We start from the raw sequence: 16150 nt of genomic DNA, 5'->3' as shown, positions 1-16150 counted from the left end.
CTTTTGTTCTTATTGTCAGTCGTTCTGTTGAAACGCCCTTGGCGAGGCGCTGGTACTAGCGGCCGATGGGATAGATGATCGATTTTTCCTGGGTAAACTCCTTCAGCCAGTTGGGCCCGAACTCGCGGCCGATACCTGAGCGTTTGAACTCGCCAATCGGTGCATAAGGCAAGCTGCCGCTGCCGCCGTTGAGGTACACACTGCCGGCGCGGATGCGCCTGGCGAGGTCGTAGGCGACGGCGGCGTCCGCCGAGGCCACCGCACTGTTCAGGCCGAAGCGCGAGTCATTGGCGATGGCGACCGCCTCATCATCACTGTCGAACCCGATCACCACGCCGACCGGCCCGAAGATTTCCTCCTGGGCGATGGTCATGTCGTTGCGAACATTGTCGAAGAGGGTGAGCTCACTGAAGAACCCGCGGGCCAGGTGCGCCGGGCGTCCGCCGCCGCACACCAGCGTGGCGCCAGCGTCCCTGCCGCTGGCGATGAAGTGCTCGACCCTGGCCCGCTGTGCCTCGCGAATCAGCGGGCCCATCATCACGCTGGGGTCTGCCGGATCGCCGACCTTCCACTGCCCGGCAATGGCCTTGGCGCACTGCACGAACGGCTCCCTCACCGAGTGGTGAACCACGAAGCGTGTGAGCAAGGCGCAGCCCTGTCCCGCGTTCACCGCAAGCCCGGCGACCGCACCCAGGGCGGCGGCCTGGATGTCAGCATCTGCGCGCACGATCAATGCCGACTTGCCGCCCAGTTCCAGGTGCACACGTTTGAGCGTGGGTGCGGCCTGGCTCATGATGCTGATGCCTACCGCTTCAGACCCGGTGAATGACACCATGTCCACGCGCGGATCACTGCTCAGCAGGCAGCCGACCGCTGTAGCCCCCGTGACAATATTGAGCACGCCTTTGGGCAACCCGACCTCTTCGGCGATCTGCCCGAACAGCAACGCTGAGTACGGCGTGAAAGGCGAGGGTTTGAGCACCAGGGTGTTACCCGCCAGCAACGCCGGGAACACTTTGGCCAGGTTGAGCAGAAACGGGAAGTTATAGCCGGTGATACCCGCCACCACCCCGATCGGCTCACGCTCCACGGTGCCGCTGCCCAGGATCATCGGCCCGCCCGGGTTGAAGGGATCTGGATTGGCCTGCACGGGAATCTGCAGGCTGTCGCTGTGCAGCGATTGCTCGATGGCCGTGAGCACATGGCCGAGCGGCATGTCCACTTGCATGGCATAGGTCACGCCCTGCGAGCAGCCGACCTCGGCGATGATCAGCGCGGCGATCTGTTCACGCCTGGCCACCAGCGCAGCGTGCATCCGCCGCAGGTAGCCCGCACGCTCGGCCATGCTCAGCCACGGCCAGGGGCCGTGGTCGAAGGCCGTGCGCGCAGCGGCGATGGCCGCCTCGGCGCTGTGCAGATCGCCGGCCGGGGCGTAGCCGATCACCGCCTCGGTGGCGGGGTTGAGCACCGCTTCGGGCGGACCGTCCGCCCGAACCCAGTCGCCATCGATATACAGTTTGTCCAGTTGGGTGAAGGGAACGCTCATGCGGTTACCGCTCCTGATAGCTTGCCGGTGATAAGTTCTGCCGCGCGCATGGCGATGGCCATGGCCGGTGCATTGGTGTTGCCCGATACCAGGCAGGGCATCACCGAGGTGTCGACCACCCGCAGGCCCTGGACACCGCGCACACGTAGCTCGGGATCGAGCACCGAAGCACTGTCGGCGCCCATGCGGCAGGTGCCGCTGACGTGGAAAGCGGTCTGGCCGAAGCGACGAAAGGCCGCCAGGATCTGGTCATCGCTTTCGACGTGCGCCCCCGGTGTCAGCTCACTCACGATGTACGGTTTTAGCGCCGGCTGTGCGGCCAGGCGGCGACACCAGCGGAACAGGGCAATTGCCGAGCGACGATCGACCTCGGCGCTCAAGTAGTTGGCGTCGATACGTGGGGGCGCGCTGGGGTCAGCCGATTGAATACAAACCTGCCCCTGGCTTTGCGGGCGCAGGAAGTAGCCGCCGATGGTCAGGCCGGGTTGCCTGTCGATCTCGACCTTGTTGCCGTCGCCGTCCATGGAATAAAGACTGACGCCGATCTGCGCATCCGGGCGCTCCAGCTCCGGCAGCGTTTTGACAAAACCGCCCGCCTCATGGGCCGCGTGAGTCATCGGGCCTTTCTTGCGCAGAAAGTACCGGGCCACCGCCCCCAGCAGGCCCAACCCGTGAAAGCAGTGGTTGAAGCTGCCACGAGTGACCCGGTACTGCATCGCCATGTACACGTGCTCACGCAGGTTGCGTCCCACCTCGGGCGCGTTGTGCACCACGGCGATGCCCAGCCCCGACAACAACCCGGCCGGGCCGATGCCTGATAGCTGCAGTAACTTGGGCGACTCGATGGCTCCCGCGCACAGCAGCACTTCGTGGCGCACGTCGAAACAGGCCGTTCCCGCGTGGCCACTGGTGTGTACCGCTGAAGCGCGGCGCTGGGTGAACTCGATACGCTGTACGTCAGTGTCCGTCATCACCGTCAGATTCGGGCGCTCACGTATCGGGTCGAGAAAGGCCCGCGCGGCACTGAACCGCTGCCCCTTCCAGGTGGTCTGCGGCTGATAGCCAAAACCACCCTCGCGCACCGACGCAACGTGGTTGGTATCGTCGGTGCGCGCCGCCCCCAGTTCACCGGCCGCGCTGATCACCGCATCGCACAAGGCATACCCCGCCGGGTGCACGGTGACTTTCAGCGGCCCGCCCACACCGCGCCACTGGCTCTTGCCCAATTGGTGGTCTTCCAGCGCAACGAACTGCCGCCCCATGTCGGCCCAGCCCCAGCCGGTACACCCCAAGGCTTCCCAATGGTCGTAGTCGTCAGGCGTACCGCGCACATAAACCATGCCGTTGACCGAACTGGAGCCGCCCAGCGTCTTGCCCTTGAGCCATACCTCGTCGGCCATGCCCGCACCGCGGGCGGCCTGGTAACTCCAGACATGCGGATTGCCGGGGCGCAGGAGTTTGCCGATGCCCCGGGGCATGGCGATCAGCGGGCTGCGATGCTCCGGGCCGCTTTCGATCAGCAGCACCGATACCGTCGAGTCGGCAGACAATCGGTTGGCCAATACACACCCCGACGACCCGGCGCCGATGATGATGTAGTCGTACGTTTTGCTCATTGTTGTTGTTCTCTCCAGGTACGTGGGCACTGGAGAGACGGTACGGCCGGCGGGGTAAAGCGACAACGAACGGAACCGCGAATGTGTTCGGCATGCGGGAAATAATTAACAATTATCGAAAATCTGTTCTAAAACATTTCTTGCCGACCTGGAAATGTGTATGCCACTGTTCAGAAAGCACCGCCGGGCAGCCCTGCCGCCAGGCGTCACGACTCCAATAAGAAAGCTCTGCAGAGGTACAGGATGAAGCGTGCAAGTTCCGTACAAACCGTAGACAAGAGCCTCTCCAGCCGACGCCACGCCTTGCGTTCGCAACGCACCCGCGAACGGCTGCTGGACCAGATGTACCGCCTGGCGTTAGAGAAGGACTACAGCGAAATCACCGTGCAGGAATTGCTGGATAGGACCGGGGTAGCACGCTCGACGTTCTATGCGCACTTTCGCGACAAAGAAGATTTGATCATCGCCGGGTACGACGCCATCGGCGTGCCGTGTACGCGGATCACTGAAGTCCGTGGCGACCGGTGCGTGGTACTGGACGTATCGGCCTGGCTGTTCGGCGCGACCGAACGCCATGCCGCGCTCACCACCTCATTTTTCAGCGGTCCTGGGCACCGCGTGATACTGGCACACCTGGAAAGCATCCTGACCATCCAGGTCCGTGAACACTATCGCTCACAAGGCCTCTACTCACGAACCGGCATCCGCGGCGAAGCCGCCGTGCGCTGCTTCGTCGGTGCCTTGGTGGGGTTGTGGCTATGGTGGGTGCGCCACGATTATCCCAACTCCGCCAAGGAATGACCGAGACCTTCGACAGCCTGATGAACAACGGCTCCTGGCCGCCGCAAGCCAGCGCCTGCCAGGAGGGCATCACGACGCGCACGCCATGATCAGGAACTGCCGGAACGCCTGGGCAGGCGCCGACAGGCACCTGTCCGGCAACCAGATCAGCCCCAGCTCCATGGGCGGAATGGTATCCACCAACGGCCGGACCTCAATCTTTTTGCCCTCCAGCGACCAGGCCCGGTAGAGCATGTCGGACAGGATGGTCACGCCAAAGCCGTGACCCACAAGGCCGCGCAACGCCTCCATCGAGGACGTGCGAAAGGCGACATTCGGGGCCAGCCCGCGCGACTCCCAGTAGCGCAGCGTCGAGCTGTCCCCTTCGTCCAGGGTGGCCAGGATATAGGCATGCTGCGCGACGTCTGCGAGGTCGATTGACGTGGCTGCCATCAAAGGGTGCTGGCTGGACAACCAGAGTTGTCGGCGTGAACGGATCAACACCTGGTGCGCAAAGCCCTTCAGGCTGGGCGTGTTGGACACGATCGCAAGTCCCAGGTCAAGGTCGCCATCATTCACCGCCTGTTCGATGCTGTGGCGGTCCATGTCCACAAGGTCGATCTCTACCTGCGGGTAGCTGCGTTTGAATCGCGCCAGCAACGCTGGCAAGAAATAGCCCAGCACCGTATACGACGCCCCCACGCGCACACTGCCCTGCATCGCATGGCTGAGAAACAGCGGCTCGCTCAGGGCGTCCTGCAGCGTGTCGAGGATGTGCCGCGCGTGCTGGGCAAACTTGTTGCCTTCGGCCGTCAGCGTCACGCCATAGGGCAAGCGGTCGAACAGGCTGACGCCCAGGGTCTCCTCCAGGTGCAGCACCGCGGCGGTAATGGCCGACTGCGACACATGTACCTTGAGCGCCGCCTGCGAAAACTGCCCGGCATCGGCCGCCGCCACGAAATAGCGCAACTGGCGCATGGAAACGTCTTTGCCCTTGGTCATCTGCTTGCCGAGCCTGCCGCCACACCGAATGGAACCGCTTACCGCGTGCATCCGTCAGCGGCGGATAGTGGCCGTGATCTTTGCGTGCGGCCCGTTGACCTGCGCAGCCCATGCTTCGGCCGCCTGGTCGAGGGTGAAGTCCAGGTAGTCCACGTGAATCTGTTGTTCCCTGGCAATCTTCAGCAGCCGCAGCCAGATCTGCTCGCGGTCCGCCGGAGGCCGCTGGCCGGTACCGATGCACGACAGGTTGCGAAACAGCAAGTCGGCGATGTCCAGGTTGAGCTGGCGGCCGGCACCGGTGCCGATGGTGATGATGCGCGCCCCCCAATTGGTGGCCTTCAATGACGTCAGCAGGGGCTGCCCGCACACCAGGTCGAGGACCACGTCGAAGCCGCCATCGCCTGCGTCCTTGAGCGCCTCCACATCATCACTGCCGCCCAAGGTCACCACTTCGTCGGCGATGCCGCGTGACTTCAGGCTGCCCAGTGCCGCCTGCGAGCGGGCGGCACCGACCACCTTGCCCGCGCCCATGCCGCGCGCAAGCTGCAGGGCAATCTGCCCCAGTGTGCCGGTAGCGCCCAGCACCAATACCTTTTCGCCCTTCTGGATCGCTGCCTTTTCCAGCGGCACGATGGCCCCGGTAGCAGCAATGCCCATGCTGATCGCAGTCTTGTCGTCCACATCGTCCGGCACGTTCCACACCTCGGCCTGCGGCACCAGGGTTCGCTCGGCCCACGCGCCATAAGGCAGCACCGAGCGCTCACCGAAATACACCCGACGGCCATCCGGAGCCCGGCCCACGCCTTCGCCGCGAATGACACAGGGGTATTCGACGCCCAGGCGATAGGCACCCAGCACGTCCCAACCCCCGAGGCCGGCAGTGTCCACATCGATCAGTACCGCGCCGTCCTGCGCTTGCGGCTCATTGAACTCACGCACCTGTGGCGGCGCATTGCGTTCGGAAATGATGGCTGCACGCATGGCTTTCTCCCTTGTCTGTTTTATTTTTCAGCGTTTGCATTACCAATAATTGAACATATTTTGATTATTTGTCCATATTTAATTAGCATCACCCCGGCCCAAGCGGTCGTACACAGCCAACGCCGCACCGCCCGGATATTTGAAAAGCCAATATCGCGCCGCCGTTTTTGTGATTTTACGATCGATACCCTGCTTCCTAGACTTCGGCCGAAACAAGGCATCGCCACGCAGCGGGCACCGCCACACAAGAACAAAAACGCCTGGAGGATGAACATGAGTACGCCGGTTTCACTGGATGACAAATATGTGCAACACAGTGGTCACGTATTGCTCACAGGAATTCAGGCGCTGGTCCGCCTGCCCCTGATGCAGCGTCAACGCGACCAGGCCAACGGCCTGAATACCGCGGGGTTCATTTCCGGCTATCGCGGCTCGCCGCTGGGCGGTTTCGACCAGGCTTTGTGGAAAGCACGTGACTACCTCAAGGCGCACCACACGGTGTTCCACCCCGGCATGAACGAAGATCTGGCCGCCACCTCGATCTGGGGTACACAGCAGGTCAACCTGTTCGAAGGCGCGACCTATGATGGCGTGTTCGGCATGTGGTATGGCAAGGGCCCGGGTGTGGACCGCTGCGGTGATGTGTTTCGTCACGCCAATGCCGCGGGCACCTCACCCTTCGGCGGGGTGCTGGCCATTGCCGGCGACGACCACGGCGCGCGCTCCTCGTCCCTGCCGCACCAGACCGAACACATCTTCAAAGCAGTAATGATGCCGGTACTGGCACCCTCGGGCGTACAGGAATACCTGGACTACGGCATGCATGGCTGGGCCATGTCGCGCTATTCCGGCTGCTGGGTCGCACTCAAGGCGGTGGCCGACACCGTTGAAAGCGCAGCCGTGGTGGACATCGATATCCACCGTGTTCAGCCGGTTATTCCCACCATTGCGCTGCCCGAAGGTGGCCTGAACATCCGCTGGCCGGACCCGCCACTGGCGCAAGAACAACGCCTTCTGGAACACAAGCTGTATGCGGCGTTGGCCTATGCCCGCGCCAACCGTCTTGATCGTATCGTCATGGATGCGCCCAATGCCCGGATCGGCATCGTGACCTCGGGCAAATCCTATCTCGACGTGTGCCAGGCCCTGAAGATCCTCGGCATCGACGAGGCGCAGGCGCAGAAGATCGGCCTGCGCGTGTACAAAGTCGGCATGGTCTGGCCACTGGAAGCCGAAGGCGTGCGCCTGTTTGCCGAAGGCCTGGAAGAGATTGTGGTAGTGGAAGAAAAGCGCCACCTGATCGAATACCAGCTCAAGGAAGAACTCTACAACTGGCGTGAAGATGTACGTCCGCGCATCGTCGGCAAGTTCGACGACAAGGGCGAATGGAGCCTGCCGCATACCGACTGGCTGTTGCCGGCGATCAGTGACCTGACCCCGGCCATGATCGCCCGTGCCCTGGCCAAGCGGATCCTGCGCCTGCACCCGGGCGGCCCGCTGCAGGTTCAGTTGGCCGTACTCGACGCACAACTGGCCAGCAAGGGTCAGTTCAGCAACCTGATGGAGCGTGTACCGCACTACTGTTCGGGCTGCCCGCATAACACCTCGACCCAAGTGCCCTCCGGTAGCCGCGCACTGGCCGGCATCGGCTGCCATTACATGGCGGCCTGGATCTACCCGCAAACCCAGACCTTCAGCCAGATGGGCGGCGAAGGCGTGGCCTGGATCGGCCAGGCGCCGTTTACCACCACCCAACACGTGTTTGCCAACCTGGGTGACGGCACCTACTTTCACTCCGGCATTCTCGCCATTCGTGCCGCCATCGCGGCCAAGGCGCAGATCACCTACAAAATCCTCTACAACGACGCGGTGGCCATGACGGGCGGGCAGCCGGTGGATGGCAGTCTGAGCGTGGCGCAAATCAGCCGCCAGTTGGCGGCCGAAGGCGTTCAGCGCCTGGTGGTGGTCAGTGACGATGTCGAGAAGTACAAGGACATCCACGACCTGGCCGAAGGCGTACCGGTAATGCGTCGCGACAAAATGGACGAGGTGCAGGAACAGTTGCGCCAGTTCCAGGGTGTGTCGGCGATCATCTATGACCAGACCTGCGCCGCCGAGAAACGCCGGCGTCGCAAACGCGGAAAGTTCCCCGACCCGGCGCGCCGGGTGGTCATCAACGAGGCAGTATGCGAAGGCTGTGGCGACTGCAGCAGCAAGTCCAATTGCATGTCGGTGGTCGCGGTCGAAACCGAGTACGGCCGCAAGCGCGAAATCGATCAGTCGTCGTGCAACAAGGACTTCACTTGCCTCAACGGCTTTTGTCCAAGTTTTGTCACCGTAGAAGGCGGTGTGCTGCGCAAGCCCCAGGCCCTGGCAGCCCAGCCCGGCGACCTGTGGACGCTCCCCAACCCCGTGACCGTCTCCCTCGACGAGCCCTACAGCATTCTGGTGACCGGCGTGGGCGGCACGGGCGTGGTGACCATCGGTGCCTTGCTGGGCATGGCGGCGTTCATCGAAGGCAAAGGCACGCTCAACCTCGACATGGCGGGCATGGCGCAAAAAGGTGGCGCGGTCTGGTCGCATATTCGCATCGCCGCGCGCCAGGAAGAACTGTTCGCCCCACGGATTGCCGAGGGTGAAACCGCCCTGCTGCTGGGCTGTGACCTGGTGGTCAGCGCCAACACCGAAACCTTGTCCAAGCTGCGCCAGGGCGTAACGCATGCGCTGGTCAACAGCGAGAAAAGCATCACCAGCGCGTTCGTACGCACCTTCGCCATGCAGGCGCAAAGCGGCGACTTGCAGAGCCATCCCGACCCGCAATTCCATACCGAGCAAATGTCAGCGCAGATTGCCGAGGCTGTTGGCCCTGCGCGCGCCGACTTTGTCGACGCAAGCAGAATTGCCACAGCGCTGATGGGCGACTCGATCGCCACCAACACCTTCATGCTGGGCTATGCCTACCAGAAGGGCTGGTTACCGGTGGGCGAAGCCGCACTGATACAGGCCATCGAACTGAATGGCACCGCAGTGTCCTTCAACCTCGCGGCCTTTGCCTGGGGCCGACGCAGCGCCCACGACCTGGCGCGGGTGCTGCGTCTGGTGGACGCCGGCAAGCAGCAAAGCGCCGACCGTACGCTGTCGCGGACCCTGGAAGAAACACTGGACCGGCGCACAAACACCCTTACCGCCTACCAGAACAAGGCCTATGCCCAGCGCTATCGACAACGCGTCGAGCAGTTCATGGCGGCCGAGACCCGGCTGCTGGGCCAGCCGGGCGAGCTGTCGCAAAGCGTGGCCCGCCAGTACTTCAAAGTGCTGGCTATCAAGGATGAATACGAGGTCGCGCGGCTATTCACCAATGGGGAATTCCTGGCGAACATCCAGTCGACGTTCGAGGGCGACTACCGTCTGCGGTTTCACCTGGCACCGCCGCTGCTCAATGACAATAATTCGGACAAAGCCCCGAAAAAACGCAGCTTCGGGCCTTGGATGCTGAAAGGCTTCAAGCTGTTGGCCAGGCTCAAGGTTGTGCGTAACACTTAGCTCGATCCCTTTGCCCACACCCATGAACGCAAGGTTGAACGCGACTGGCTGCGCAACTACGAAAGCATTCTGAATGAAGTACTGACAGGCCTTGGGAGCGACAACCTGCGGTTGGCGCGTGAGCTACTGGAACTGCCAGACAGCGTGCGGGGGTATGGGCCGGTGAAGGAGCGTTTCCTGCGCCATGCCCACCAACGACAGGCGCAGTTACTGGAGCAGTGGCGCACGGGTTCGAGCGGGCAGTTTCACGATGCCAGCGCGGCCACCGGCAAGATTACCGTCACTCAACTCTGAATCAGGGACAGCCATGAACGAGGAACTCATCCGTAACTACCGCGAAATCCTGGAGGGCGTCGGCGAAAACCCGCAGCGCGAAGGTTTGCTCGACACGCCCAAGCGCGCAGCGAAAGCCATGCAGTACCTGTGTCATGGCTATCAGCAAAGCCTTGAGCAAATCGTCAACGGCGCATTGTTCGACTCGGGCAACGACGAGATGGTGATCGTACGCGACATCGAGTTGTATTCGCTGTGTGAGCACCACTTGTTGCCGTTCATCGGCAAGGCGCACGTTGCCTACATCCCCACGGGCAAGGTCCTGGGTCTGTCGAAGGTGGCACGTATCGTCGATATGTTTGCGCGCCGGCTGCAGATCCAGGAAAACCTGACCCGCCAGATTGCCGAAGCGATTGCCGAGGTGACCCATGCTGCCGGCGTGGCAGTGGTGATCGAGGCCAAGCACATGTGCATGATGATGCGCGGCGTGGAAAAGCAGAACTCGGTGATGAGTACCTCGGTCATGCTGGGGTGCATGCGCGATTCGTACAACACTCGGCAAGAGTTCTTGCAATTGATTCGTAGCCGTTAGCGCTCACTGGTATGCGGGAACGGCATCTGCTACTCCCGCACACCAGCCACGCGTCAAATTTCGCCACCGAACATCAACGTCAGCCCTGTGATAAACCGCGCCAAGTCGCGAACAGGCCACGTTTGCGCAACCATGAGCGTCGCCAGCGGGGCCCCTCGACAAGCGGCCTCACCGGTCAGGCTTCGAAGCGGAAACGGCTCACCGCCAGGCTAAGTTCGTCTGAAAGTTCCCGCAGGGAAACCACCGCTCCGGACACTTGACGTGTAATCGCATCACCATCCCCTGCCATCCGTGCGATGTGTTCGATATTTTCTGCTATCCCCCGGCCGCCCTCACTTTGCACACTCACTGCGTCGGCGATCTGGTCCACGCCCCGCGTCGAGTCGCCGACCAGGTCCGCGGCCTGCTGCAAGGTGCTCTCCAATTCGCTCAGCAACCTGCCGCTGTCATCCAGCGCCACGGTGCCTGCCCGCAGCGCCTCGTCAACCACCTCGGACTGACCCTCAAGCTTCACGGTCAGATCATTGATTGAATTGGCCGCTCGCGCCGAGCGTTGCGCTAATTGACGCACTTCATCAGCCACCACACTGAAACCGCGCCCGCTTTCCCCTGCGCGCGCCGCTTCGATCGCCGCATTGAGCGCCAGCAGGTTGGTCTGTGCAGAGAGGTCCTTGACCTGGGTGATGCTGGTGGTGATCGCCGAAGTGCTTTCGACGAAATCACCCACCGAGCCGCGGATAGCTGAGAATGCGAGGCGTACGCTGTCGATGTTTTCGAGCAGCCGCGACAGTGCCTGATGCCCGTCCTGCGTGCCCCGTAAGCTGGCCTCGGCGGACCCTCGCAGACTCTGGGCATGGTTGGAGATGGCGGCGATGCTGACGCTCATCTGCTCGATGGTCATCGACACCACCCCAACCGCACCGGTCTGTGCCGAGGAACTCTCGGCCACCTGCGCCGAGGCGCCTACCAGGGTCTCGGCCGAGGCGCTGACCGAAGCTGCAACCGCTGCGACCTGGCGCATCGCCTGCTGGAAACTGTCAATCAGCTCATTGAACGCCTGCGCCGTATGAGCGATCTCGTCCCCCCCGATCACGCGCACACGATGAGTCAGATCACCGTCACGCAACCTGATCGATGCCTGCTCGATTTCCCGAATAGGACGCAGGATCTGCCCCCGCAACAAAAGACTGACCATCAAGGCCAGGGCACTGGCGGCCAGCAGTACCACTACCAGCATCTTTGACATCTGGCGCTGCAGGGCACCAGCCTCGGCGAAAGCGTCGGCGGTCAGTTGTGCCTGCAACCCCAACAGACTGTTGAACTGGGCCTGCAGGCCGTTGCTATCAGCGCGCACCCGGCCCAATAGCGAAGCAGCCTGAATCTGATCTCTCAAGGCGGTGCTCTGGAAATCGTCCAGTCCTTGGGTAACCACGGCAGCCTGCTCGTGCACCGCTTCGTAGAGCGCCTTCTCCTCTTCACCCAGGCGGGTTTCACGGGCTGCGTTGTCGAGACCAGTGCGCAGGTCATCGACACTGGCCCGAATATCCTCGAAATAAGACTCCAGTTCCTCGAGCGTGGCCTGCCCCTGGGACTCAAGAATGCGTGACCCCGTGGCATATGCGCCGACCATCGCCGCCTGCAACGCGGTCGCGGTTTCCAGCACCTGCCGATATTGCTGGAAGCGCAACTGTTGAATTTCTTCGATGACTGCCTGCTGCCTGGCCAGACCGTAATAGGCCATACCTGAGACGACTGACAATGCAAGCACGAACAAGATGGGCAGCACCAAAAGCTTGGCACCGATGGAGAGCTTTTTGCAAAGATGCATAATCAATGACCGTTCTTGTTGTTATAGGGAATCCGCTGACGTGGAAATTTATCACGTAAAATTCTACATACAACATCAAATTTCCAATGGAGAACAGGCAGCGTGGAAACCCTCTCTGTCGTTGCTTTAGGGATTCTCCGATCAAGTCAGCACAGCCCACCTAACCTTTGCTGAAATAGACCTCCATCCAACTGCCCTCTACAAGCCCGCCATCCCATGAGTCAGATGAGCTTTTCCGATTTCGAGTACGCCGGTAAGCGCAAGCAAACCCGTCGCGGACGTTTCCTGGTCGAGATGGAATAGGTGGTGCCGTGGAGCGGTTTGGTTGCATTTGATCGAGCCGCATTACGCAATGGCCGGCGGTGGTCGCAAGCCGTATCCACTGGAAACCATGCTGCGTATTCATCTGCTGCAGAACTGGTTCTCGCTGAGCGACCCAGCCATGGAAGAAGCGCTGTACTAGGTTCTGTCTGAAAAAAGGTGTTGCAGACACCGCATGACACAAGCCAGCGAGACCATCGCGCCATAGCTTTCTCGAGTTTGTTGAAGCGCGTGACGATTCGGCGGTTCTCTTTCAGCCAGCCAAACAGACGCTCGATCACATTACGTTGCCGGTACTTGGGGCGATCAAACAGGCGGGGCAACCCAGGCTAGGGTTTGCGCTTCATCGCACGCAACGGAATAACCGGCTGCATGCGATATCGGTCACAGTAGCGCCGCAGTGCATCAGCGTCGTAGCCCTTGTCGGCCAAAAGCCAGCGGCAGCGCTTGCGAGGTCGGCCTCGTTTGCTCGTCGGGATGCGAACATCATCCAGCAATGGCTGTGCGTACCTGATGTCGCTGGCTTGACCGCCAGAAAGGAGAAAGCGCAATGGCACGCCGTTGGCGTCGCAGAGCATATGAATCTTGGTGGTGAGGCCACCGCGACTGCGGCCTAGAGCGTGATCGGCGGGTTCATCAGCCCCCCTTTTTTACCTGCACCTGGTGAGGCGCGGGTAGCACGAACAGCAGTTGAATCGATCATCCAGATCTGCAGGTCAAGGAGCCCTTGATCATTGAGCTTGAGATGCAATCGCTTGAGCATCTGATCAAATGTTCCCCGGTTTCGCCAAATTCGGAAGCGGTGATAAACCGTCCGCCAGGGCCCAAAATAATCGGGCATGTCCCGCCAAGCAGCACCTGAGCCCAACAACCAAAGCACTCCATCGAGCATTAGGCGATCACTTGATCGCGGTCTACCTCTGGCGTGGGTTGGGGAAGAGATCCGCGACTACATCCCATGCTTCATCCGAAATTTCGTAGCGCTTAGCCATCACAGGATTCCTTTCCTTAGATGGCTGAAAACCTTACAAAATCTCAGCGCTCACGGCAGTGGAGTTCGCTTTCTCCGAATTTCAGACAGAACCTAGATCACCTCGATGCGCCAGTTTACTAGTCTGACGCTCAGCGCTCCGATCCCCGAAGACACCACGATCATGAATTTCCGGCACCTGCTGGAGAAGCACGAACTGGCTTCGGGGATTCTGGAAACCATCAACAATTGCCTGCGAGACAAGGGCCTGTCGTTGCGCCAGAGCACCATCGTCGATACCATCATTATCCACGCATCCAGTTCGACCAAGAACAAGGAGGGCAAGCACGATCCTGCAATGCATCAAACGAAGAAGGGTAGCCAGTACTTCTTCGGCATGAAGGCACATATCGGTGCCGATGCCGAGTCGGGCCTGGTGCACCACGTCCACGGTACAGCGGCGAATGTGGCCGATGTCACGGAGGTCGCTCACCTGTTGCGTGGCGATGAAAATGTTATCTGTGCTGACGCGGGTTATACCGGCATGGAGAAGCGGCCGGAGCACGAGGGAAGGCCGGTGATCTGGCAGATTGCGGCTCGTCGTAGCATCTACAAGCACTTGAGCAAACGCAGCGTGCTCAACAAAGCCAGACGCAATATCGAGAAGGTCAAAGCGCAGGCGCGAGCAAAGGTCGAACACCCCTTCCGTGTGATCAAGCGCCAGTTCGGCTGTGTGAAAACCCGTTTCCGTGGCTTGGCCAAGAACACGGCACGATTGACCACGCTGTTTGCCCTGTCGAATCTGTGGATGGTACGCTCGCAATTATTGCCTGGAGCGGGAGAGGTGCGCCCGCGAGGGCAGAAAACCAAGGCTGTGCCTTGGTGATCCAATAATCAGCGGCTGAAAATCAGGCTTTTCGGCATCGCCAAGCCGTCCATTTCCGGCTGATGGGCAGCTTGTTCGGAGTTTCCTTAGCAACCTGAGCAGAAAGGGAGGCCCGACCTTAATCAGGCTGCCCCCAACTACCATTACCATTGCACCTGCCAACGTCAGGCAATTGGATGAGTAAGTTGAACCGGAGATCTGGCTATGCAGTCCTTACAGTCGACGATGATTCCGCTTGCGCACGTACTGGCATGCACCGCGCTGGAGCCGCAAACGGGACAACTGAAGACTAAGGCCGATTTTGGTGAGCTCAGCTTGAGCATCGGCATCGGCATCGGCATCGGCATCGGCATCGGCATAAAATAATCACCAATTTTCTTATAAGAGCCGCTATCTTCCGCCCGCAACACCAAATCGAAGACCACCTTATTCAACTCGGACCGCGGATCATTGCTGAGGAATTTCTTAGAACTAAGATCCCAGGCTTCACTGCGCGCCTTAATACCGTACTCGTGAAGTTTTCGAGGAATTACATTCGTAGCCTGAACAATACTGACATGAGAATTTTTGCGATAATTATATGCCTGATGCGCGGCCAAGTAGGCAAAGTAGCTGACAACCGCCACGCTATAATCCGCCAGTAGAGAAGCAACGACATCTCTACCTTTCTTTTCGGCAGTAAAAAATAGATCATATCGCGCACAGTGATAATGAATCTGCCTCATGACCTGTTCAGTCAGAATGCTTACTACCAGCAATTTCGTTTGATGGGCATCATAGCCTGCCGGGGCCATGGCAAACTCTTTCACGATTTGTCTTTGCAATCCCTCTACAGAGATAACTGACGCCCCCTGAAGTTCAACATTTAAAAGCCAGCGAACAGCCGTTAGATTAACGGACTCTATTTTCTTATTGTCAAATGCAGAGAGAGGCGACTCCGGATCTACAACAATCAATCTACGCCGATAGAGTAGTTCGAGCACTTCAGTTTCCAATTCTCCAGTGGGCGCCAACCAAACGTCACGCCTACGTTCAAGGACCGATAAAATTTTAGAGCCTTTGAGATCCCCTTGTGCGTTAATCAATGACAGCAAGTAAACCTTTTCCCGCATATCGAGGTCCTCGAACGGGATAGCATTCGCAACTAGCGGCTGCCAATACTCAAGTATTTTTTCACGTGCAATCTGATCCTTATTCAGTTGTTCCCTTTCACGCTCATTCTCGCATGGACCGCACGTGCATTGGCGCCTGCTACCATAGGAACGCCCTTGGTAATATTTGTGCTCGCACGTCTGGCAGTAACCTACTGTTACCCCTGACGTAAAATCCCCTTTACTTTTTCTTCGCTCATACATTTTCACGCAACAGTATGGGCAAGATATCGAATCCAGTTGAACCGGCGGAAATACTTTGATTAGGCTGTTAGGGGGAACAGCTATTTTATATTCAGCCACAAGATCAGCATTCCGCTCACCAGAAATGTATCGCCGATAAAGCTCTTCCACTTGCTCTTCAGAAAGATGCGAGATCTCAGAACACACAGACATTTAACCACTCAACAGTTATTTCCCAAGAGCATCAATACTAGCGCAACTCAGCACCATCTAGGAATACCGCAACCGTAACCACAGCTAACAAGACGCACAGTGGCTAGAGGCACTGCTGAGAGGCTGTAGTTCGGCGTGATTGCTGCTGAGCAATATAACGCGTTCCGAAATAGGCGCCCTACCGTTAAGGATGCTCTGAATTAGCCGGATATTTTCCGGCTATTGGGAGGTCAGTCCCTCTGAATGCCAGCAGCCCACCGAAAAA

General features: G+C 59.9%; 8 protein-coding genes and 4 pseudogenes. 5 read left to right on the top strand and 7 right to left on the bottom strand.

What is annotated here, in order from left to right:
* Nucleotides 1-55: 55 nt before the first annotated feature.
* Both V0R59_RS21375 and V0R59_RS21370 read right to left on the bottom strand, forming a co-directional pair.
* On the bottom strand, nucleotides 56-1546 hold the full coding sequence (locus tag V0R59_RS21375; RefSeq protein ID WP_330076669.1) for an aldehyde dehydrogenase family protein: 1491 nt from the start codon (nucleotides 1544-1546) through the stop codon (nucleotides 56-58).
* On the bottom strand, nucleotides 1543-3162 hold the full coding sequence (locus tag V0R59_RS21370) for a GMC family oxidoreductase (protein ID WP_330076668.1): 1620 nt from the start codon (nucleotides 3160-3162) through the stop codon (nucleotides 1543-1545). The genes V0R59_RS21375 and V0R59_RS21370 overlap by 4 nt, the downstream gene beginning before the upstream one ends.
* Nucleotides 3163-3405: 243 nt before the next feature.
* On the opposite strand from V0R59_RS21370, the gene V0R59_RS21365 reads away from it, so the two are divergent.
* Nucleotides 3406-3963 (top strand): TetR/AcrR family transcriptional regulator, encoded by a 558-nt coding sequence (locus V0R59_RS21365; protein WP_330076667.1) that lies wholly within the window; start codon nucleotides 3406-3408, stop codon nucleotides 3961-3963.
* A 69-nt stretch (nucleotides 3964-4032) separates the two neighbouring features.
* On the opposite strand, the gene V0R59_RS21360 is transcribed toward V0R59_RS21365, so the two are convergent.
* Both V0R59_RS21360 and V0R59_RS21355 read right to left on the bottom strand, forming a co-directional pair.
* Nucleotides 4033-4944: a LysR family transcriptional regulator gene (locus V0R59_RS21360; RefSeq protein WP_095156777.1), complete on the bottom strand. Its 912-nt coding sequence runs from the start codon at nucleotides 4942-4944 to the stop codon at nucleotides 4033-4035.
* Nucleotides 4945-4998: 54 nt separating this feature from the next.
* Entirely contained in the window at nucleotides 4999-5925 is a 927-nt protein-coding gene (locus tag V0R59_RS21355; RefSeq protein WP_330076666.1) for a quinone oxidoreductase family protein, read from the bottom strand.
* Nucleotides 5926-6198: 273 nt separating this feature from the next.
* On the opposite strand from V0R59_RS21355, the pseudogene V0R59_RS21350 reads away from it, so the two are divergent.
* Both V0R59_RS21350 and folE read left to right on the top strand, forming a co-directional pair.
* Nucleotides 6199-9762: pseudogene (locus V0R59_RS21350) on the top strand (indolepyruvate ferredoxin oxidoreductase family protein).
* Nucleotides 9763-9775: 13 nt separating this feature from the next.
* Complete coding sequence (gene folE / locus V0R59_RS21345) at nucleotides 9776-10333, top strand: GTP cyclohydrolase I FolE (RefSeq protein ID WP_330076665.1); 558 nt, start codon at nucleotides 9776-9778, stop codon at nucleotides 10331-10333.
* Nucleotides 10334-10508: 175 nt separating this feature from the next.
* Here the strand turns inward: folE and V0R59_RS21340 are convergent, their stop codons facing one another.
* A complete protein-coding gene (locus tag V0R59_RS21340; protein ID WP_330076716.1) occupies nucleotides 10509-12161 on the bottom strand; it encodes a methyl-accepting chemotaxis protein in 1653 nt (550 codons plus the stop codon).
* Between the two features lie 216 nt (nucleotides 12162-12377).
* On the opposite strand from V0R59_RS21340, the pseudogene V0R59_RS21335 reads away from it, so the two are divergent.
* Nucleotides 12378-12621, top strand: a pseudogene (locus tag V0R59_RS21335) (transposase); the annotation flags it as partial.
* Here the strand turns inward: V0R59_RS21335 and V0R59_RS21330 are convergent.
* Nucleotides 12621-13474 (bottom strand): annotated as a pseudogene (locus V0R59_RS21330) (IS5 family transposase). The pseudogenes V0R59_RS21335 and V0R59_RS21330 overlap by 1 nt on opposite strands.
* Nucleotides 13475-13573: 99 nt before the next feature.
* Here V0R59_RS21330 and V0R59_RS21325 point away from each other — a divergent pair.
* A pseudogene (locus tag V0R59_RS21325) lies at nucleotides 13574-14338 on the top strand (IS5 family transposase); the annotation flags it as partial.
* A 164-nt stretch (nucleotides 14339-14502) separates the two neighbouring features.
* Here V0R59_RS21325 and V0R59_RS21320 read toward each other — a convergent pair.
* A complete protein-coding gene (locus V0R59_RS21320) occupies nucleotides 14503-15885 on the bottom strand; it encodes a hypothetical protein (RefSeq protein ID WP_330076664.1) in 1383 nt (460 codons plus the stop codon).
* Nucleotides 15886-16150 lie beyond the last annotated feature (265 nt).

This window comes from Pseudomonas ulcerans, assembly GCF_036324125.1.
Taxonomy (GTDB): domain Bacteria; phylum Pseudomonadota; class Gammaproteobacteria; order Pseudomonadales; family Pseudomonadaceae; genus Aquipseudomonas; species Aquipseudomonas ulcerans.
Note: the sequence above shows the minus strand (reverse complement) of the source record. Positions and strands in the feature narration are given on the sequence as shown.